We start from the raw sequence: 22,097 nt of genomic DNA on the forward strand, positions 1-22,097 counted from the left end.
ATGGATATTAGTAAAATTAAAGTTGGAGAAGTACCAAACAAGCTAAATGCGGTTATTGAAATTCCTTATGGATCCAATATCAAATACGAACTTGATAAAGAAAGCGGAGCTATTATGGTTGATCGTGTGATGTACTCAGCGATGTTTTATCCAGCAAACTATGGTTTTATACCAAATACTCTTGCAGATGATGGTGATCCTATTGATGTTTTAGTATTAAATGAATACCCTATTCAAGCAGGTGCTGTAATCCCTTGTCGTTTAATAGGCGTGTTGCTAATGGAAGATGAAAGTGGTATGGATGAAAAATTACTAGCTGTTCCTGTAAGCAAAATCGACCCAAGGTATGATAACATTAAAAGTCTAGATGATCTCCCAAAAGCAAGCTTAGACAAGATCAAAAATTTCTTTGAAACATACAAAATGCTTGAACCAAACAAATGGGTAAAAGTAAAAGAATTTGCAGGTATCGAAAAAGCAAGTGAAATTTTAGAAAATTCTATTAAAAATTACAAATAATCAAAGTCCTTTAAAAAAGGACTTTTAAAAGGATAAAAATGAAAAGTATTATTGCTTTAAGTGTAGCTTTTGTTGTATTACTAGGTGCTAGCATAGGATTTTATATATGGTATTTTGATGATTCTTCAAATACTTATGTATATGATTATAAGAAAAATAATTCTTATCAAAGCTATAGTTCATCAACCAACCAATATAATCACGAAGAAAATTACTTAAGTCATAATACTTATGAAAATCACACTCAAACAAACGAAGAAAAACCTTATGAAAGTCAGGCTAACTCTTTAGCTAATAACACAATTACATCAGAGCCAAACACCACTAATGTAAATATACAAAAAGAAAATACCACTACACAAAAAGAAAGCGTTAATACACAAGATAACAACACTAGCGCACAAGAAAAAAACACAACCACTGAAGTAAAGAAAGAAAAAACTCAATCTCATGCTCAAATAATCCAAACAAAAACAACCCAAACTATACAAAACAAAAACACACAAGATGTAAAACAAACTCACAAAAAAACCAATACTTATAAAAATACCATGCAAGAATACATAGCAAAAGGCAAAACAAGTCGCTATGAACCACAACTTAGTAATGATTTTGTCAAAGTTTATGTTTTAGATGGTAAAAATTTAAGTGATTATAGGATTGGGGTTTTAAAAGAGATGATCAACCCTATCGAAAACAACTCTCAAGATTACAATCTAACTATTTTTATTGATATGCTTTCTAATGATAATATGAAACTAAGTATATATAATAAAGACATCGTATTTGAAAAAAACAAGAAAAAATATAACTACGTAGATGTAAAAATTTCAAATCTGAAATTTTTATTTGACAAAAACGGCTATAGCGAATATAGCAATGAAGATTTATTAGAAAAAATCAATCAAAATCTAGCTAGAGAAGATATCATTAAAAAGGTTAAAATTCAAGGTTATGCAGATGATAGAGGAAGCGCTTTTGCAAATTATATGATAGGATTGAATAGAGCAATGAATGTAGCTAAACACTTCTTTAGTTTTACCGAAGTAATCGAGATCGAATCTTTAGGAAAGGATACCTATCCTACTAAAGATAAATCTGACTCTCAAAGACAAAACAACCGTAAAGTAGAAATTAGTTTTTATAACTAATTTCTAAAATTAAAAACTTCTTTAACAATTTTAAGCTAACATAACAATTTATTTTCATTCTCAAGGTAATAATCATGTATGATAAATCACTAGAAAAAGAATATTATAAAATTTGCGAAGAACGCGGATATTTTGAAATCAACGGTAATGAGAAAATTCAAGAAAAAGGCAAAAATTTTTGTATCATGATGCCACCACCTAATGTAACAGGTGTTTTACACATAGGGCATGCGCTTACTTGTACTCTACAAGATATCACCACACGCTATAAAAGAATGGATGGTTATAAAACACTTTACCAACCAGGACTTGATCATGCAGGTATTGCTACACAAAATGTCGTAGAAAAACAACTTTTAGCTCAAGGTATAAAAAAAGAGGAGCTTGGAAGAGAAGAATTTATAAAAAAAGTTTGGGAGTGGAAAGAACAAAGCGGTGGTACTATAGTTAAACAAATGCGAATTTTAGGCATTACTCCTGCTTGGAGTCGCTTACGCTTTACTATGGATGATGGTTTGGTTAATGCGGTTAAAAAAGCTTTTGTTGATCTTTATGATAAAAAGCTTATTGTACGCGGCAACTATATGGTAAATTGGTGCACCCATGATGGAGCTTTAAGTGATATAGAAGTAGAACATAAAGAAAATAAAGGAAAATTATATCATCTTAAGTATTTTCTAGAAGATTCTCAAGAATACATCGTAGTAGCCACAACAAGACCTGAAACTTACTTTGGTGATAGCGCTGTGATGGTCAACCCAAATGATGAAAGATTTAAACATTTAATTGGTAAAAATGTTATTTTACCTTTAATACATAGAACAATTCCTATTATTGCTGATGAGCATGTAGACATGGAGTTTGGAACAGGCTTTGTAAAAGTAACACCTGCACACGATCACAACGACTATGAGGTAGGTTTAAGACATCAGCTAGAATTTATCACTATCTTTGATGAAAAAGGTATTTTAAATGAACATTGCTTGCATTTTAAAGGCTTAGAAAGATTAGAAGCAAGAGATGTTATCATCAAAGAATTACAAGAAAAAGGTTTTGTTGAAAAAATAGAAGATTATACCAATCAAGTAGGATACTGCTATCGTTGCAAAAATGTAGTAGAACCTTACATCTCCAAACAGTGGTTTGTAAAAAATGAAATTGCAAAAGAAAGCATAGAAAAAGTAAATCTTGGTGGAAGTCAGTTTTACCCTGCACATTGGATTAATAGCTTTAATGCTTGGATGAGAGACTTAAAAGATTGGTGTATTTCAAGACAACTTTGGTGGGGTCATCAAATTCCTGTGTATTATTGTGAGTGCTCCCATGAATGGGCAAGCGAGGAAACTCCAAGTCAATGCCCAAAGTGCCAAAGCACTAACTTCAAGCAAGATCCTGATGTTTTAGATACTTGGTTTTCTTCAGGTCTTTGGGCAATGAGCACCCTAGGTTGGGGCAATAAAGGCTGGGGTAAAAATACACTTTGGTCTGAAAATGATTTAAAAGATTTTTATCCTAATTCTTTATTAATTACCGGTTTTGATATTTTATTTTTCTGGGTTGCTAGAATGATGTTTCAAAGCACTAATGCCTTAGGTGAACTTCCTTTTAAAGATATATATTTACACGCTTTGGTTAAAGATGAACAAGGTAGAAAAATGAGCAAATCTCTAGGTAATGTCATCGATCCAGTGCAAAGCGTGGATGAATACAGCGCTGACATCTTGCGCTTTACTCTTGCGCTTTTAGCTATCCAAGGTAGAGATATAAAACTAAGCAATGACAAACTCATACAAGTTAGAAATTTCACCAACAAACTTTATAACGCAAGTAAATTTTTGCTTTTAAATGAGGAAAAATTTGAAGATTTAGACAAAAACAAAATTCAATCCAATTTAGCAAAATACATGCTATCTCGTTTTGAAACATGCGTAAAAGAAACAAGAGAAAATCTAGACAACTATCGCTTTAACGATGCAGCAAATACTTTATACAAATTCTTTTGGGATGAATTTTGTGATTGGGGTATTGAACTTAGCAAAGCTGAAAAATCAAGCATAAAAGAGTTGGGAAGTATCTTCAAAGAAGCTTTAAAACTTCTCAATCCTTTTATGCCATTTATTAGCGAGTATTTATATCATGAGTTAAGTAAAACTTCCATCCATACTCACGAATCTATCATGGTTTCAAGATATCCTCAATGTGACATCAAAGATGAAAAAATTGAAAAACTATTCAATATCATTATAGAAAGCATAGTTAGTTTACGTCGTGCAAAAACCTTAGTAGAGCTTGCAAATACAAAAATTCAAAAAGCTTGTATAAAATTAAATGATGAAAGTTTAATCGCTGAATTAAAACATTATACCAACTTCATCTCTACGCTTGCAAAATGCGAAAATATTGATTTTATCACTACAAATTTAGAAAAATCCATTAGAGATGTAAGTGAGAATTTAGAAGTATTCATACCAACTCAAGATCTTGACTTAAGTGGGGTTTTAAATAGACTTAATAGCCAAAAAACAAAACTTGAAAAAGAATTTAACAAACTTGATGCTATGATGAAAAATGAAAAATTTGTTTCTAATGCACCTGCTGCGGTTGTGGAGCAAAATAAAACTCAACTTGAAAACATCAAAGCCCAACTTGAAAAAATTAACGATGAAATTTTTAATTTAAAAGGCTAGATCAGTGATAAAAATACAAAATCTAAAAAAATACTATGGCAAAGAATTAGTTATCAATGATGTGTCACTAGAAGTAAAAGAAGGTGAAATTTACGCCCTTGTTGGACACAGCGGGGCAGGAAAATCCACCCTATTAAGATGCATCAATGGTTTAGAAAATTATCAAAGTGGTAGCGTACAGGTTTTTGGTAAAGAAATAGCTACTCTAAAAGAAAAAGAGCTTAGAACTTTTAGAAAAGATATCGGAATGATCTTTCAGCACTTTGCGCTTATGAGTAGAAAAAGTGTATTTGAAAATGTTGCCATGCCTTTAGAAATTCACAATTACGATAAAAGTAAAATCCAAAAAAGAGTTAATGAGCTTTTAGATCTTGTGGGGCTTTTAGTTAAAAGCAAGGCTTATCCCAATGAGCTTAGCGGTGGACAAAAACAAAGAGTTGCCATAGCTAGAGCCCTTGCTTTAAATCCTAAAATATTACTAAGTGATGAGGCTACTTCTGCATTAGACCCAAACACCACTAATAATATTTTAGAACTTATTGCTAAAATCAATCAAGAATTTAACATCAGCGTAGTATTAGTAACCCATGAAATGGAAGCAGTAAAACAAATTGCACAAAAAGCAGTTTTACTAGAGCATGGGCAAATCATAGGCCAAGGAAATATAGAAGATTTATTTTTAAAGCCAAGTGAAAAAATGCGTGAATTCTTGGGAGAAAGTGAGTTTTTACCACAAAGTGGGATTAATGTACGTTTATATTTTTGCAAGGAAAAGGCAAACCAAAGCATTATTACCCATATGGCTAGAAATTTAAACATTGATTTTAATATCGTTTGGGGTAAAATAGAAAAATTAAATAATAACGCTTTAGGAAATTTAGTTATTAATATAGAACCTAAAGATCAAGAAAAAGTTTTAAACTACCTACAAGAAAATGGTGTTATTTGGGAGCTTGCATAATGAACATAGAGGCAATTGTAAGAAATTTTGAAAATATATTATATCCAGCATTATTAGAAACTCTTTATATGAGTTTTACAGCTACTTTTTTAGCATTTTTAATCGCACTAACCCCTGCAATTGTGCTTACTGTTACCGATAAAGGTGGTTTATGTGAAAACAAAGGTATTTATAGTGTTTTGGATTTTATCATCAATATTTTAAGATCTTTTCCATTTTTAGTCCTTATTGTGGTTTTAAGTCCTTTTACAAAATACCTCATTGGCATTAGCATAGGCACAACTGCTACGATAGTACCACTTACTATAGGAATTGCACCTTATTTAGCCAAAATGATAGAAAGTGCATTTAAAGAAATAGATCCTGGTATTATAGAGGCGGCAAGATCTTATGGTGCTAGCAAAACTCAAATTATCTTTAAAGTAATGTTTAGCGAGGCTTTGCCAAGCATTATTAACGGTATCACTTTAATTTTAATCATCGTAATAGGATTTTCTGCTATGGCAGGAACTGTTGGCGGTGGTGGCTTAGGGGATGTGGCTATCCGCTATGGTTATGAGCGCTTTAGAACTGATATTATGATTCAAACTGTTGTGATTTTAATTGTCTTGGTGCAAATCATACAATTTATAGGAAATATGCTTTATAAAATCACAAAAAGATAAAACATGAAATACGAATTAGGTATCTTGTTAGCAGCGACTAAAAATTCAAGCTTTACCATAGGGACTTTGCTTATTAACATTATGGATGTGATGAAGCAACATGTAGATGTATTTTACATCCTACATGATGGTTTTAGCCTAGAAGATCAAAACATTATGCGCAAAATAGCTCAAGGTAAAAACATACACTTTATCTCTTTTACCCAAGAAGAGTTTTTACATTCGCTTGGAAAAAACCAAAAAGACGCTGCTAATTTATTTTTCCTAAAAAGATGGACCCATATGGCTTTTGCTAGATTTGAAGCCTTTAAATTCTTACACGAATGCAAAAGCATTATTTATCTTGATTTTGATGTTTTATTACTAAAAAGTATTCATGAGTTAAAAAAATTACAAAATAAAAAATACCACTTTGGCGCAAGATTAGGTAAAACTTTACTCCAAACAGCCCTGCCCTTAGAAAAAGAATACTCTAAGGAACGAGTTTATCAAACAGGAATTTTAGTCTTTACCGATCATATATCTAATCCTCTACAATGCTATCAATTCATTTATAACCAACTATCACAACACACAAAAAACTGGCAAGATCAGGGTATTTTTACTCTTATGGTTTTAAAATATCATTTTAAAGTTAAAGATTTCAAAGACAAATACACAGGAAGCACTCATTATCTTACCAATTTAATGCAAAATGCCTCTATTGTCCATGCTTGTGGCACCAATAGTCGCTTTTGGAATAGCAAATTTTGCAATCAAACATGGCCTAAATGGCAAGAATACTACGAGCAATGGATTAATCTAGGTGGTAGTCCTTATATAGGCTCTTTCTTTAAAGATAACAAACAATCAATACAACGCACAAAATACCATCTCTCATATAAACTAGGCTATGCTTTTATAGAATGCGCTAAAAACAAAAAGAGACTTCCTTTACTGCCTTTTAATTTATTAAAAATTTATATACAACACAAAAAACTAGCAAGACGGTTTCAAAAAGATCTTCAAACAAAACCTTATTTAAAACTCCCACCTTTGCAAAGCTATGATGATTATCACAGCGAAGGGGTTAAAGTTAAAAATACCTATTCTTATAAGATAGGACAAGCACTCATTTATGCTCAAAAAAATTGGCATAAAGGTGGTTATATACATTTTATAAAAGAACTTAAACATCTTGCAAATGAATATAAAAATAAACTAAAATAAAACTTTTCTCATCTTATTAATATTTTTACAATATAATCAAGCATTTTAAAACCATACAAAAGGAGTTTCAAATGAAGCTGTTTAAAATTCTTGCAGCAAGCATCATCTTAGGAGTAAGTTTATTTGCCAATGAAGTCATCACAGTAGGTGCAACACCTGTCCCACATGCTGAAATTTTAGAGCAAACCAAAGAATTATTAAAAAAAGAAGGTTATACTTTAAAAATCAAAGAATTTAGCGATTATGTTTTACCAAATCTTAGCACAGATAGCAAAGAACTAGATGCAAATTTCTTCCAACATCAACCTTATTTAGATGAATTTAATGCCAACAAAGGAACCAAACTTGTAAGCGTAGCAAAAATTCATATCGAACCTATGGCTCTATACTCAAAAAAATACAAAAATATTCAAGAGCTTCCACAAAATGCTACCATAGCTGTTCCAAATGATCCAACTAATGAAAGTAGAGCTTTGGATATTATCGCAAGTACCAAACTAGTAAGCTTTGAAAATGTAGCATTAAAAACCCCGCTTGATATTAAAGATAATCCAAAAAATATCAAATTTAAAGAATTAAAAGCAGCCCAACTTCCAAGAGCTTTAAATGATGTAGATTTTGCAGTGATCAACTCCAACTATGCTTTATCTGCAAACTTAAACCCAGTGAAGGATTCTATTTTAATTGAAAGCAAAGATAGTCCTTATGCAAATATTCTAGTAACAACTGAAGACAATAAAGATAATCCAAAAATCAAAGCCTTGGTTAAAGCTTTACAAAGTCAAAAGGTAAAAGATTTTATCAATGAAAAATACCAAGGTGCGGTAATTCCTGCATTTTAAAACAAACCTTGAGTTTTAAAACTCAAGGTTATTTGCTTTGAATTAAATCAGTAGTGATTTTAGCAATTTCTAATTCTTCTTCGGTTGGAACAATTAAAATTTTAATCTTAGAATCTTTTTTACCGATCTCACCATTTCTAAGTTGTGCATTCTTATCTAAATCTATATCAAATCCTAAATGTGCCAATCTTTGACAAACTTTTTCTCTCACAATGCAATCATTCTCACCAATACCCGCAGTAAAAATCAACGCATCTATCCTTGGTAAAATTGCAAAATAAGAACCAATATATTTGCTCAAGCGATAGCAAAACATATCAAGAGCAAGTCTTGCTTTGTCGTTATTTTGTTCAATTTGTGCTTCAATATCTCTAAAATCATTAAAGCCACAAATTCCATAAACACCACTTTTTTTATTCATCATCGTGTCTAATTGTGTAGAATTTAAATTTAATTCTTTAGCTAAAAACGACAACACAGCAGGATCAATATCTCCACATCTAGTTCCCATAATCAAACCTTCTAGCGGAGTAAAACCCATAGAAGTATCCACACACTTACCATTTTCTACAGCACAAACACTTGCTCCATTACCTAAATGCGCACTTATTGCGTTAAATTCATTAATATCCTTTCCAAGTATGTGTGCTGCTTGTTTACTTACATAAGAATGAGAAGTACCATGAAAACCATATTTTCTCACTTGATGTTTTTCATAAAGCTCATATGGCAAAGCATACATATAAGCATAATCAGGCATGCTTTGATGAAATGCTGTGTCAAAAACAGTTACATTTGGAACCTTTGGAGCTGCTTTGATCATAGTTTTTATACCAATTAAATGTGCAGGGTTATGTAAAGGCGCTATATGAGAAACCCTGTCAATTTCTTTTAAAATTTCATCATCTACCAAACAGTGCTTGGTTAAATTTGGTCCCCCATGTACTATCCTATGACCACACCCATCAAGTTCATTTAAATCATTTAAAATTCCACTTTGCGCAAACAACTCATTTACAAGCTCAATACCTTGCTCATGATCTTTAATTGCTAATTCTTTTTGATATTTTTGACCATTTTTTAAATCTTTTAATTCTATTTTAGAGCTTTGCTCGCCTATTTTTTCCACCAAACCAGATGCTAGGGCTTCATCTTTTTCAAAAAGCTTAAATTTAATTGATGATGAACCTGAATTTAAAACTAATATTTTCATTTTTCTCCTTATTCTTGCGCTTGAATAGCACTTAAAATCACAGTATTAATAATATCTTCCACCAAACAACCTCTACTTAAATCGTTGATTGGTTTTTTAAGTCCTTGCAAAATAGGACCAATCGCCAAAGAATTAGCAGTTCTTTGAACAGCTTTATAGCAAATATTTGCTGCATTCAAATCAGGAAACACATATACATTTGCCCTTCCTGCAACTTTAGAATTTGGCATTTTACTTTTTGCTGTGAGTATATCATAAGCAGCGTCAAATTGTATAGGTCCTTCTACTTCAAGTTGCGGGTATTTTTCTCTAGCTATTTTAGTAGCTTCTTTGATCGCATCTACACTAGCTCCGCTTCCGCTATCTCCGCTAGAATACGAAAGCAAAGCTACCTTAGGATCAAGTCCAAAAGACTTTGCACTATTTGCACTCACATAAGCAATTTCAGCAAGTTGCGCAGGAGTTGGATTTGGCATAACAGCACAATCAGCAAAAACCAATACCTTATCTTCTAAAGACATAAAAAACATACCAGAAACCAAACTCACATCAGGCTTTGTTTTGATAATTTGCAAGGCAGGACGAATCGTTTCAGCAGTAGTTGTACTTGCACCACTTACCATAGCATGTGCTTTTTGCGTATGCACAAGCATAGTTGCAAAGTAGGTTTTATCTTGCACAAGCTTTTTAGCTTCTTCTTTACTCATTCCCTTGTTTTTTCTTGCTTCATACAAAAGTTCTTCAAATTCTTCATTATACTGAGAATTTTTAGGATTTATAATGCGCACACCATCTATGTTGATATTTAAACTATTTGCTTTAGCACAAATTTCATTGCTATCACCTAGCAATATCAAATCAACAATTTCATTTTGTATCAAAAACTCGCTTGCCTTTAAAACTCTCTCATCAAAACTTTCAGGCAAAACCACTATTTTTTTATCTGCCTTAGCTTTTTCAAAAAGCTCATATGAAAATCTTGCTTGGGTTTTATAGTTGTATTCTTGTAACAATTCTTGATCAAATGTCTCATTTTCTTTTAATAAAACATATTGATTTAGTTTTTGGCTTAATAAAAAATTCAACATAGTATAGTTTTTATCTTGGCATTTTACATACACTGGAGTATTTAGCTCTTTGGCCAAACTGATATTTAAATTTAAATCTCCCATTAAACCAAAATCATCAACACCAAGCACTACAATAAAATCATTTTCTTTTTTTATTGCTTCAAAATCTTCAATAATTTTTTTGAAAAAATCATTAGAATTTTGAGTTATTTTGGCTTGATAATCATTTTTTTCAAAGCTATAAGAAAAATCTACCTTCAGCTTTTTCTCTGCACTAAATAATGCGATCTTTTCTTTGTTTTTTTCACTAAAAACAGGAAAGTAAAAAACTATTTGACCCTGCACTCTCTCCAAGCACTGCTGCAAAAAATGCATATCAGTACAATCTAATAAAAACATGGATTTCATTTTTTCCTCTTTTTTAACAAATTAATTGTTTTTTTGTAATATAATAATTTTAAAATTCATCACAATAATATAAGGTTATAAAGCCATGAAATTTAAAAATGTTAATTTTTACTTGTTACCTTTTGTAATGTTTGGTTGTAGTGCTACAGTTGACCCACATATCAATATGAAGCCCCCAACTTATGTAGAAGAACTAGCTCCTAAACAAAATAACAATACTCAAAGCAATCCTGGATCTTTGTTTGGCAAAGGTGACAATCCTTTATTTTCAGATAAAAAAGCTATGAATGTAAATGATTTAGTGACAGTAGTTATTAGAGAAAACGCCACACAAAACTCGCAAGGATCTAAAGCTACAAGTAAAAACAATAATGTCAATTTAGGTGGCGGACAAATCACTACTGGTGCTGGACTTAGCAAAGTTAGAGATTTTGTAAATGACTATACTAACATAGGTTACACTTCATCAAGTACTTCACAGTATCAAGGAACAGGTTCTCAAACTAGAAGTGAAAATTTCCAAACCACCATTTCTGCTAGAGTAATTAAAGTTTTATCTAATGGAAATTATTTCATCGAAGGAAGTAGAGAACTTTTAATCAATGGTGAAAAACAAATCATTCAACTAAGTGGGGTAATAAGACCTTATGATATTTCCCAAGATAATATGATAGACAGTAAATATATTGCAGATGCAAAAATTCTTTATAAAACAGAAGGCGATATTGATAAGTCTACACGTAAGCCTTGGGGGACAAAATTCATGGAAACCATTTGGCCTTTTTAAGCCAAATGGATCTACATAAAACTTGGCGCATCATTAGAAAACAAAATCAAATCTCCATTATGAGTCAATCGCGCTAAAGCTTCTACAAGTTGAGCTTTTTCTTTTAAAACAAAAATTTCCACACTGATATATTTTTGCAAGATCGCACTATTAACCTGCGAAGTAATAATAACAAAGTCAAAGCATTCGTTGATGATTTTACATAGTTTTATATTTTCTTCTTCATTTACTTCAACAATACCAGGAGTCACCAAAACTCTTCTTCCCTTATAGCTTTTACAAAGCTCATAGCTTTGACTCATACCTTTAAAATTCCCATTAAACCCATCATCAATGATAAATTTTGGTTCTCTAGAAATTACTTGTAATCGATGCTCCACAGCCTTTAATTTAGACACGCTTTGAGTAATTTTTTCAATATTTACATTTAAATAATGTGCGAGCAATATCCCCACGCTAATATTATAAGCATTAAAAGCGCCTAACAAATCAGCATGAAAAGGATAAATTTTGCCATCTAATCTAACTTTAAAGTCTAAACCCTCCAAGCTTGCACAAACATCGCTTAAACACATATCATAAAATTCATTTTCATATAAAGTACTTGAATGTAAAAAGTATTTTTCTAGACGCTTAGATTTTAACGCCTGCAATTTTGCCTTTCGGATATTATCTTGGCTTTTAAAATACTCCAAGTGAGCCAAACCTATTTCACCCACTATACAAATTTGAGGATTTAAAAATTCTGTAATCTCCAAGATGTCGTTTTTTTCACGTGCACCAGCTTCCACGATATAAATTTGCGTATCATTTTGTAAATTTTCATTGATATCTTTAACTATACCCATGAATGTATTAACACTTCTTGGGGTTTTATAACACTTAAATTCATCTTTTAAAAGATCATATAAGAAATTTTTAATACTTGTTTTCCCAAAACTTGCAGTAATCAGGATAATTTTTAATTTTGAATTATCTTGAATTTTTTTAGCAGCTTGTTTTATAAAATACTTTTGATTTATTTTCTCTACTATCAAACTTAGCAAAAAAGCTCCAGCTAAAGCTTCTAAACCCGTATAAAAAAAAGGCATAAATACTAAAGTCAACAATATTAAAACAATAAAATATCGCTTCACTCTAGCAGTAAAAACAAGTTTTTTATCTAAATTTTTATATAAAAACCCACCATAAACTAAAGCTAAAGCCAAAACAACAAAATAAGGATAAAAATTTCCACTATACAAAAAATAAGCAAATGCAAAATATGGAATGATCGCAAAATACAAATGCCACCAAGGTTTAGCATAGTGCAATATAATGCGTGAAAACTTATAAGAATACCACTGCAATGCCAAAATCAAATAAAAACCGAGCAAAAAATTTAAACACAAAAACGCTAGCATGTTAATCATTGTTTTAGAAATTCCTCGTGTATTTTTTCACTTACAAAATTTGCATGTTGTAAAAAGAAAAAATGATCTCCCTCTAATGCAAAAAATTTTCCTTTTTGTGCTAAAGAGTGTATAATCGCGCCACTTTTTAAAGGTGTAGCTTTGTCTTCATTGCCCCAAAAAATCAAAATGGGATTTTTGATTTTTTGAAATTCATTTTCTAAATTTTCATTCACAACTTTTTTAAAAGTTTCATACATCACCTCACTCATACCTTGAGCGTCTTTGCTTATAAAAAACTTTCTCCAAAAATCCCCATAAGGAAGATTTTTTAAGATCTTAAACAGTGCTATCTTAAAACGCACCTTAAAACTCTTTGGTAAAACCACACCTGCGCTTGAAAGCAAGATTAAACCTTGATACTGGACATTTTGACACATAATAGTCGCAATTTTACCCCCAAAAGAATGCCCCATTAAATAATCTACTTTGTGATCAATAGTGATTAAAAAATCTTCAACAACTTTTGCATAAGCATATGAGTCCATCGGTGCTTCTATGTTTGAATTACCAAATCCAGGTAAGTCTAAATAAATTTGCTTAAAATTTTTCAAAGGCTTTTCAAAAGCTTGTTTCATAAGCTCTTTATTAGCACCCCAACCATGTAAAATAAGAATCGTTTTTTCACATTTTGGATTGATTAATTCATAACTTAAATTATAAAAATATCCATTTGAATATACTCTAGTTTTTGCCATTTCTAGCCTTTTTTATCCTTATAAATCTTCTCTAAAAGTGCAACAGCCTCGTTTAAACGCTCATATTCTTCAAAACTCAAAAGCACTGCTTCAAATTTATTGTTTTTTACGATCACAAGTCTACCATTTTCACTCTTTTTTGTTTTTTCAAGCATAGTGCTGAAATTTCTTACCACTTCAGTAGCAGTATAAATTTCATCTTTGCTAAAAGTCGCCATGATTATAACTTACCTTTTTGCCCATTAATACTATGAATAAAAGCATAATCAATTTTTATTTGTCTTTCTAGTTCTATATTTTCAGCCAAATTATTAATCACGCTAGTAAAATCTTCAAACAAATAATTTGCTAAAGATCCTGGGTTTGGATTAATCTCATTTAAATAAACCCCATCATCTATCACAAAAAAATCACAACGTATCAAAGCTCCTTTAAATAAAGGATTGTAAATTTTCATAAAATTATCTTTTAGCTTTTGTTTTAATTCTTCACTAATATCAGCCTCGCCTACTTTAGAACTTTCTGAAAAACCTAAGTACTTTTGCTCAAAATCTAAGATTTCATTTTTTCTAGGTTCTTCTATGATAGAAAATTCCATCTTATTATCTATCATACAACCTGCAAGATTGTATTCTTTGATATTACTCACAAATTTTTCTACCACAATATCCTCATCAAATTCAAAAGCAACATCTTTAGCATACTTAAAATCTTCCTCATCTTTTACAACACTAATACCTATACTACTACCCAATCTTGCAGGTTTTAAAATACAAGGAAATTCTAAAGTGACATCTTGCTCTTGATGCAAATTAAATACTGTATAATCTAGTGTTTTTACTCCTACACTTTGAGCATAAAGTTTAGTTAAGATTTTATTAAACGATAAAACACTAGCTTCTAAACGCGGTCCAATGTATTTTACACCATAAAAATCAAGCAAGGCAGCTATTTTACCATCTTCGCCATCTTTGCCATGTACGATATTAATCGCCACATCTATTTCTAATTTTTTTTCACCTAGCATTGTTTTGTAAAAAAACCCACCTTGCTTTAATACCAAAGCTTTTTCTTTTTTATAAGCACCACTGCTAAAAGTTTTTGCATTCATTTTTTCATCATCTATTAGAAAAAATTCCTTATTTTTATCACAAAATATAAATTGCTTTGGAGCCTTAAGTACTTTTTTTAGCACCACCGCACTTACAATACTAATTTCATGCTCATAAGAATTTGCACCAAAAATCACACCATATGTCATTATTTTTCCTTTTTATTATCCTAGTTTCTTTAAAGCTTCTTTGATTAATTCGCTAGTATTTTTACTTTCACAAGTTCGTAAAACTTTTAAAATGTTTTCTTGTTTAAACCCTAACGAAAGCAACGCTGCTAAAGCTTGCGCTTGATCTTGATTAGAATTTTCTATATGAATTTTAGCATCGCTTAACTCAGCGATAATTCTCTTTGCGCTTTTTGGACCAATACCAGGAACTTTTTTAAACACACTTTCGTCGCCATTTTGCAAAGCTGCGTAAAAGGTATTGCTATCTAAGCTTGAGCAAAGTGCCATAGCAGTCGTTGCCCCTATACCGCTGATTTTAATCAACAATTCAAACATTTTTTGTTCATTAATATCTAAAAAACCATACAATTTATGCGAATCTTCTTTTATAATTTGTGTGATAGATAATTCTATCTTTTGATTTACTTCAATACCACTTGAGCAAAATAATGATACATAAACACCATAACTTACACCATTAGCAGTTTTTAATACTATAAAAGTAGGTTCTTTTTTACTTACAACACCTTCAATTGCTACTATCATCTACCTTTTCCTTATAGTTACTTATAGACTGAATTTCATAAGCACTCACGCCTTCTTCGGTTTCAACTTTTTCAAGTGTAAAGCATTGAATTCTTTCTTCGTTATTTGGGTGATAACTTAACTCTTTTCTAGGATTGAGTAAGTGAAATTTAACCTCATTTAAATCCAACCATTTTCCACTTTTATTAATGATTTTTGATTTTAAAAGCTCTTCTTGAATTTGCTTTAACTTTTCTACGCTTGCTTTTTCTTCTTCTTTTAATGTCTCTATTTTATTACTTAAAATACTTAAGCTTTCAACTTTTTGATTAAAATCTTTAATAGTAGCTTTGTAAGCTTGCGGCACAGCTCTTTTTGCACTTAATAATTCTTTGGCTTTTTGTTGCAAAATTCGCACAGAGTCTTTACTTACTTGAATAGTATGCTTAACATCTTCTATTTCTTTAGCTACATTTTCTTGTTCTTTTTGTAACTCATCAATATGAACCAAAATTTCCTCGCCACTTTTTTCTTCTCCAAAAGCTTTAAGATCTTGGATCATAAGCTTATTTCCACTACCTTGAATTTTTTCAATATGTATCAAACTTTTAGCACTACAAATACAATTACCCACAAGCTCTTGTATATAAACCTCATCAGCAATAATCTCGCCACCAACTGCTTTTTTAATATTTACTTTTTTAGCTCTAATTACTCCATTTTCTAAAGTTTCAACGTTTAATTCTTGCGCTTGGCAATAACCCCTTAAAATGTTTACATCAACCTTTTGTCCTATAATGGTGCTTTTGTGATGCATGTTACCTTTAAGGGTTACTTTTTTACCTCTTAAAACAGAATCTTGAGCCATATTACCCACAACTTCCAATTCCTGTGCTTCAACAGTGATCCTAGGTCCTATAGCATCTTCTAAGGTATTTGTGTTTTTTATCATAATAATTACTTGTTTATCAAAACCCGCCCAAATAGATCCTGTACTTTTAAAATCAACCTTATTAAATTCCAAATAATTTTCTATTTCATAAATAGACTTTCTTTGTATAATAAAACCATCTTTTTTGGCAATGTATTTCACACTCTCATCATCTTCTTTGATTTCAAATTTGTCTGAACAAATTACCTTGTCTTTGTTAGATTTAGGTGGAAGTGCTTTTAAAATTTTAAATCTTAAATCCTTACCATCACTCCCCTCTTTGGGTTTTATCTTTTCAATAGCCACCTCATCTTTTCCTATAGGCGCTACATAATTTCTATTCATCACGTCATTGTGTTTTTTTAATTTATCCAAATAATGAAATTTAATCTCTTCATTAGTAGGTTCTTGAGGGTCAAGCCCTTTGCTTACTTCAAATTCAACTTCAAAATCAAATTTTTGCTTTTCTTTGACCTTAGCGTTAAAATCTATAATTTGTTTTTTAAAATCAAAATTTCTAAAGCCTAGTAAAAATTTCTCTTTAATCATCGCTTTATATATGGCTTCTAAAAGCTCCAAAGCTAATTTATCATAAAATGCAATACTATCTTTAGGTTTAACATTTGCTTTTAATAAAGTACAAAATTCATTTGTTTGCAAGCTAATATCAAATTCTTGAAGATGAGCCATTTTTTTAAAAAAAATCTCGATTTTATATTCTTGTTTGATATTTAAATTTTGAATTAAAAACTTCTCATCTTCTTCAAAAATTTTTAATTCCTTTTCATTTGCCTTTATCCATTCTTGATTATCATAGGTATAAGAAGTGTTAAAACTCAATAATCTAAAATCTAACTCTTCTACCTCGCATTGATTTTCAGAAGCAAATACCAAAAGCTCTTTATAGGGATCTTTAGTGTATAAAATTTTCTTTTCTTCCATATCCTAAGCTTCCTTATTGTATATAAAATTTTGATTTTAGCAAAAATAAAATCAAAATTTCGTTAAAATTATTATTAAAAATTTTATAATATTCAAACTAATATAAAAAGAATGAAATCACATGAAAAAAAATATTATTTTTAAAAATTTTATCATTAATGCTTTGGGAATTTTATTTTCTAGAATAATGGGAGTTTTAAGAGATATTGTTTTAGCTTTATACTTAGGAGCTGGAATTTATAGCGATATTTTCTTTGTGGCTTTAAAAATGCCTGCATTTTTTAGAAGAATTTTTGCCGAAGGAGCTTTTGGACAAGCATTTTTGCCTAGCTTTATTAAAGCAAGTAAAAAAGGTGCCTTTTGTTTAAATGTATTATTGCAATTTAGCATAATTGTCTTTTTAACCTGTGTGTTAGTAAGTTTTTTTGCTGAATTTTTTACAAAGATTTTTGCTTTTGGTTTTAACAAAGAAACAATTATTTTAGCCGCTCCTTTGGTTTCTATTAATTTTTGGTATTTATTTTTTATCTTTTTGGTTACCTTTTTAGGCTCTTTACTAAATTATAAACAAAATTTTTTCATTACATCTTTTTCTGCTTCTTTTTTTAATCTTTTTGTTGTGATTGCGGGATTTTTTGTTAGCCAAGATCAACCACTAGAAGCCTTGTATTATTTTTCATATGCGACTGTTTTAAGTGGTTTGGCTCAGCTTATATGGCATATTTTTGCTCTAAAAAATACTAAAATTTTAAAAAGCATGTATTTAAGTATCAAACTAAAAAAAGCTAAGGCAAAATTAGATCAATTTCACTCCACATTTACCCATGGACTTTTAGGCTCTTCAGCTAATCAAATCAGCTCTTTGCTAGATACTACCATCGCGAGCTTTTTAATGGCTGGTAGTATTTCCTATTTATATTATTCTAATAGGGTTTTTCAGCTTCCTCTAGCACTTTTTGCAATCGCCCTAAGTCAAGTAAGTTTTCCAAAAATACTAAGACATTTAAAAGCAAATGAAGAACAAAAAGCCTTAGCTTTTATGCAAAAAGCCTTTGAATATTTAAGCGTGCTTTTAATTTTAGCTAGTATAGTAGGGATTATTTTAGCAAAGGAGATTGTTGAGTTTTTATTCCAAAGAGGAAATTTCAACCAAGAAGACACAAAAATCACTGCATTTTTATTACAAGCTTATCTTTTGGGACTTTTACCTTTTGGTCTACAAAAATTATTTTCATTGTGGCTTTATGCTAAATTTAAACAAAAAATAGCCGCCATAATCGCCTTTAAAACACTTTTTATTTCAGCATTTTTTAGCATAGTAATTATCTTACTTATCGAAGAAGAAGCTTACAAAAGCCTAGGTATTGCGCTAGCTTCATCTATTAGTGCTTTTTATTTATTATATGCTAATGTTAAAGAATTTGGCTTTAAAAACCTATGGAGTATTATTAGAATTAAATTTTGGCTAATTAGTGTAGTTTTTTTAAGCTTATTTGCCTTAGGCTTATTTGAAATTAAAGATATTTTAATACAATTTTTAATTCATATTTATCATTTTGTTAAAGGTTTGTTTTAATGGTATTATTTGATAGCGTTTTAAAGAAAAAAATTAAATTTACTCCTCATGTAGCAAATCAAGCAAATATTTACCTTTGTGGCCCTACTGTATATGATGATGCGCATTTAGGACACGCAAGAAGTAGTGTGTGCTTTGATCTTTTAAGAAGAGTTTTATTAGCTAATAACTACAAGGTAACGTTTGCAAGAAATTACACTGATATTGATGATAAAATTTTAAAAAAAATGCATGAAAGCAAGCAAAGCTTAGAAGATATCACTAGCTTTTATATTAAAAGATATGAAGAGGATATGCAAGCGCTTAATATACTAGAGCCTGATTTTAAACCAAAAGCAACAAATTATATTCAAGAAATGATTGCTTACATAGAAAAGCTTTTAAAACTAAACCTAGCCTATCAACTTGATGATGGAATTTATTTTGACACAAGCAAAGATGAAAAATACTTTCATCTTTCTAAAAGAAATTTAGAAGATACCCAATCACGCCTAGAAGAAAGTGTAAATAAAAAAAACGATAGTGATTTTGTTTTATGGAAATTTGATGAGAATTTTTACCCTGCAAGCTTTGGCAAAGGAAGACCGGGCTGGCATACTGAATGTGTTGTAATGATAGAAAGTATTTTTAAAGACAAGCTTGACATTCACGCAGGAGGTATTGATCTACTCTTTCCTCATCATGAGAATGAAGCTTGTCAATGTCGCTGCAAAAATGATTATGAATTAGCTAACTTTTGGCTACACAATGGCTTTGTGCAAATTAATGGTGAAAAAATGAGCAAAAGCTTAGGAAATAGCTTTTTCCTAAAAGATTCTTTGAAACTTTTTAGTGGTGAAGTATTGAGGTTTTATCTTTTAAGCGTACATTATAGAGCACATTTTAATTATGCCTTAGAAGACTTACAAGCTGCAAAAAAGAGATTAGATAAATTTTATCGTTTAAAAAAACGCTTAAATTTAAATGCTTTTAAAGATGAAATAATCAGCATAGAAAGCGAGATAGCTAAACATATTTTAGATGTTTTAAATGATGATTTAAACATCTCTAAAGCATTAGCCTTGCTTGATGAGTTTATCAATGAAAGCAATATCTATCTAGATCAAAACCCTAAAGACAAAACCTACAAAACACAATTAGAAAAAATTCTCAAAGAACTTGCATTTATTTTTGGTCTAGGTTTTGTCGATACTATAAAATATTTTCAATTTGGCATCAGTCAAGAAAAATGTCAAGAAATAGAAGAAAAAATCACTTTACGTAACCAAGCAAAACAAGAAAAAAACTATGCTCTAGCAGATCAAATTCGCAATGATCTAGCTAAAGAAAATATTCTTTTAATGGATACACCAAATGGGGTTATATGGGAGAAAAATGGATAAAAACTACAAAGAAATGAAACTTAAAGAGGTTTTTAACCGCTTTAAGCCTTACTATAAAGATTATTGGTTTTACTTTGCTTTAGCTATTATAGGCATGCTTTTAACTAGCGGTGGTACAGCTGCTAGTGCTTACATTATAGAGCCGATTTTAAATAAAATTTTTATTGAAAAAAATGTGGAATTGCTTTATTATATGCCTTTATTGGTGATTTTAATTTATGTATTAAAAAATCTTGGTGCCTATATGCAAGTTTATTATATTTCTTATGTTGGAACAGATATTTTAAGAAGATTAAGAGAATTAGTTCTTGGGAATCTCTTACGTTTAGATATGGGTTTTTTCCATAAATACAGAAGCGGAGAATTAATCAGCAGATGTACTTCTGATATTGGTGCTTTGCAAAATATAGTTTCTACCATAATACCTGAAATTTTAAGAGAAGGTTTAACTGCTATTGGGCTTTTAAGTGTGGTGATTTACCAAAGTCCAAAACTTACTTTTTTTGCTTTAGTTATCCTACCTTTAGCGATTTACCCTCTTGTTCTTTTTGCAAAAAAGATTAAAAAAATAGGACGCAATACTCAAGAAAAAAATTCTGATCTCACTTCAAGATTAAGTGAAATCTTTTCTAATATAGAACTGATTAAAGCTTCCAATGCAAGCAAAAATGAAATGCAAAAATTCAGCCAAACCAATAGTGAAGTTTGCAAGCTTTCCTTAAAAGGCATTAGAATAGAAGCTTTAAGTAGCCCTTTAATGGAATCTATGGGTTCAATCGGATTTGCAGTAGTGATTATAGTAGGTGGTAAAGAAGTAATTGATGGGAGTTTAAGTATAGGATCTTTTTTTAGCTTTACCACAGCTTTGTTTATGGCTTATACTCCCATTAAAAGACTTTCTTCACTTTATACAAGATTGCAAAATGCAGTAGCAGCAAGCGAAAGAACTTTTTATTTAACTGATTTAGAACCACAAATTAAAGGTGGCGATGAAAAACTTACAGAAAATATCCAAAACATTTGCTTTAAAAATGTCTCTTTGAGTTACCATGAAAACAAAATGGTCTTAAATGATGTAAGTTTTTCTTTTAATAGAGGAGAAATTTTAGCCCTAGTAGGCTCAAGTGGTGGCGGGAAATCCTCCATTATTAATCTTTTAATGTATTTTTTTGAAAAAAATAGTGGTGAAATTTTAATCAACCAAAAAGATATTAGTTCTTTTGATATTACAAGTTTAAGAGAAAATATTTCTTTGGTGACTCAAAATATTTACATATTTAACGATACTATTGCTCAAAACATTGCTTATGCTAAAGAGTATGACGAAGCACGCGTGATAGAAGTTTTAAAACAAGCCAATGCGTATGATTTTGTTCAAGAACTTGGAGGTATACATACTGAATTAAAAGAGCATGGTAAAAATCTCTCAGGTGGACAAAAACAGCGTATTGCTATAGCAAGAGCTTTATATAAAAATCCTCAAATTTTAATTTTTGATGAAGCCACTTCAGCACTTGATAATGAAAGCGAAAAAGCCATTGTAAGAACAATAGAAAATCTAAAAAAAGATCGTTTGATACTCATCATCGCACACAGACTTAGCACAATAGAAAATGCAGACAAAATCGCTGTACTAGACAAAGGAAAAATCGCCTCTATTGGAAACGATACATATTTGATGCAACATTGTGAAATTTATCAAAAACTAAAGCAAAAAGCACAAAAAACTGATCAAATTCAAGCAAATGAAAACTAAAAATTATCATTTTTTTAGTAAAATATGCTATTTTGCACAAAA

18 protein-coding genes and 1 pseudogene are annotated in these 22,097 nt (G+C 30.5%); 11 read left to right on the forward strand and 8 right to left on the reverse strand.

Annotated elements, in window-relative coordinates:
• The 7 genes and pseudogenes from ppa (at position 1) to CKA54_RS01455 (ending at position 8,034) form a co-directional block, all read left to right on the forward strand.
• The gene (gene ppa / locus CKA54_RS01425) at positions 1-519 is read left to right on the forward strand and encodes an inorganic diphosphatase (protein ID WP_120759358.1); all 519 of its coding nucleotides are present in this window, start codon (positions 1-3) and stop codon (positions 517-519) included.
• 38 nt (positions 520-557) lie between these two features.
• Positions 558-1,670 (forward strand): OmpA family protein, encoded by a 1,113-nt coding sequence (locus tag CKA54_RS01430; RefSeq protein ID WP_120759360.1) that lies wholly within the window; start codon positions 558-560, stop codon positions 1,668-1,670.
• Positions 1,671-1,744: 74 nt separating this feature from the next.
• Entirely contained in the window at positions 1,745-4,357 is a 2,613-nt protein-coding gene (locus CKA54_RS01435; protein WP_120759362.1) for a valine--tRNA ligase, read from the forward strand.
• Between the two features lie 4 nt (positions 4,358-4,361).
• Positions 4,362-5,318: a methionine ABC transporter ATP-binding protein gene (locus CKA54_RS01440; protein WP_120759363.1), complete on the forward strand. Its 957-nt coding sequence runs from the start codon at positions 4,362-4,364 to the stop codon at positions 5,316-5,318.
• Positions 5,319-5,341: 23 nt separating this feature from the next.
• Positions 5,342-5,959, forward strand: a pseudogene (locus CKA54_RS01445) (methionine ABC transporter permease); the annotation flags it as partial.
• 27 nt (positions 5,960-5,986) lie between these two features.
• Positions 5,987-7,192, forward strand: a complete 1,206-nt coding sequence (locus tag CKA54_RS01450) for a glycosyltransferase (protein ID WP_120759367.1) — start codon at positions 5,987-5,989, stop codon at positions 7,190-7,192.
• 71 nt (positions 7,193-7,263) lie between these two features.
• On the forward strand, positions 7,264-8,034 hold the full coding sequence (locus CKA54_RS01455) for a MetQ/NlpA family ABC transporter substrate-binding protein (RefSeq protein WP_120759369.1): 771 nt from the start codon (positions 7,264-7,266) through the stop codon (positions 8,032-8,034).
• A gap of 28 nt (positions 8,035-8,062) precedes the next feature.
• Here CKA54_RS01455 and CKA54_RS01460 read toward each other — a convergent pair whose 3' ends face one another.
• Positions 8,063-9,247: an acetate kinase gene (locus CKA54_RS01460; protein ID WP_120759371.1), complete on the reverse strand. Its 1,185-nt coding sequence runs from the start codon at positions 9,245-9,247 to the stop codon at positions 8,063-8,065.
• An 8-nt stretch (positions 9,248-9,255) separates the two neighbouring features.
• On the reverse strand, positions 9,256-10,725 hold the full coding sequence (gene pta / locus CKA54_RS01465; RefSeq protein ID WP_120759373.1) for a phosphate acetyltransferase: 1,470 nt from the start codon (positions 10,723-10,725) through the stop codon (positions 9,256-9,258).
• Positions 10,726-10,810: 85 nt separating this feature from the next.
• Here pta and flgH point away from each other — a divergent pair, with 85 nt between their 5' ends.
• Positions 10,811-11,512: a flagellar basal body L-ring protein FlgH gene (gene flgH / locus CKA54_RS01470; RefSeq protein ID WP_039663388.1), complete on the forward strand. Its 702-nt coding sequence runs from the start codon at positions 10,811-10,813 to the stop codon at positions 11,510-11,512.
• 11 nt (positions 11,513-11,523) lie between these two features.
• On the opposite strand, the gene CKA54_RS01475 is transcribed toward flgH, so the two are convergent.
• The 6 genes from CKA54_RS01475 to CKA54_RS01500 are packed head-to-tail and all read right to left on the reverse strand — an operon-like array spanning position 11,524 to position 17,341.
• Complete coding sequence (locus tag CKA54_RS01475) at positions 11,524-12,924, reverse strand: UDP-N-acetylmuramoyl-tripeptide--D-alanyl-D-alanine ligase (protein ID WP_120759374.1); 1,401 nt, start codon at positions 12,922-12,924, stop codon at positions 11,524-11,526.
• Positions 12,921-13,661, reverse strand: coding sequence for an alpha/beta hydrolase (locus CKA54_RS01480; RefSeq protein ID WP_120759376.1), 741 nt, complete (start codon positions 13,659-13,661; stop codon positions 12,921-12,923). The genes CKA54_RS01475 and CKA54_RS01480 overlap by 4 nt, the downstream gene beginning before the upstream one ends.
• 2 nt (positions 13,662-13,663) lie before the next feature.
• On the reverse strand, positions 13,664-13,879 hold the full coding sequence (locus CKA54_RS01485) for a type II toxin-antitoxin system Phd/YefM family antitoxin (protein WP_043019680.1): 216 nt from the start codon (positions 13,877-13,879) through the stop codon (positions 13,664-13,666).
• A 2-nt stretch (positions 13,880-13,881) separates the two neighbouring features.
• Positions 13,882-14,922, reverse strand: a complete 1,041-nt coding sequence (locus CKA54_RS01490; RefSeq protein WP_120759378.1) for a D-alanine--D-alanine ligase — start codon at positions 14,920-14,922, stop codon at positions 13,882-13,884.
• Positions 14,923-14,937: 15 nt separating this feature from the next.
• Positions 14,938-15,489, reverse strand: a complete 552-nt coding sequence (gene ruvA / locus CKA54_RS01495; RefSeq protein ID WP_120759380.1) for a Holliday junction branch migration protein RuvA — start codon at positions 15,487-15,489, stop codon at positions 14,938-14,940.
• Positions 15,473-17,341 (reverse strand): flagellar assembly protein A, encoded by a 1,869-nt coding sequence (locus CKA54_RS01500; RefSeq protein ID WP_120759382.1) that lies wholly within the window; start codon positions 17,339-17,341, stop codon positions 15,473-15,475. The genes ruvA and CKA54_RS01500 overlap by 17 nt, the downstream gene beginning before the upstream one ends.
• Before the next feature lie 121 nt (positions 17,342-17,462).
• Here CKA54_RS01500 and murJ point away from each other — a divergent pair, with 121 nt between their 5' ends.
• From murJ to CKA54_RS01515, 3 genes are read left to right on the forward strand one after another with little or no spacing between them, the layout of a single operon-like run.
• On the forward strand, positions 17,463-18,917 hold the full coding sequence (murJ, locus tag CKA54_RS01505) for a murein biosynthesis integral membrane protein MurJ (RefSeq protein ID WP_120759384.1): 1,455 nt from the start codon (positions 17,463-17,465) through the stop codon (positions 18,915-18,917).
• Positions 18,917-20,299 carry a cysteine--tRNA ligase gene (gene cysS, locus CKA54_RS01510; RefSeq protein ID WP_039663372.1) on the forward strand — a complete coding sequence of 461 codons (1,383 nt, stop codon included), beginning with the start codon at positions 18,917-18,919 and terminating at the stop codon, positions 20,297-20,299. The genes murJ and cysS overlap by 1 nt, the downstream gene beginning before the upstream one ends.
• Positions 20,292-22,055: an ABC transporter ATP-binding protein gene (locus tag CKA54_RS01515; protein ID WP_120759386.1), complete on the forward strand. Its 1,764-nt coding sequence runs from the start codon at positions 20,292-20,294 to the stop codon at positions 22,053-22,055. The genes cysS and CKA54_RS01515 overlap by 8 nt, the downstream gene beginning before the upstream one ends.
• Positions 22,056-22,097 lie beyond the last annotated feature (42 nt).

Source organism: Campylobacter sp. P255 (assembly GCF_003627915.1).
In the GTDB taxonomy this organism is placed as follows: Bacteria; Campylobacterota; Campylobacteria; order Campylobacterales; family Campylobacteraceae; genus Campylobacter_D.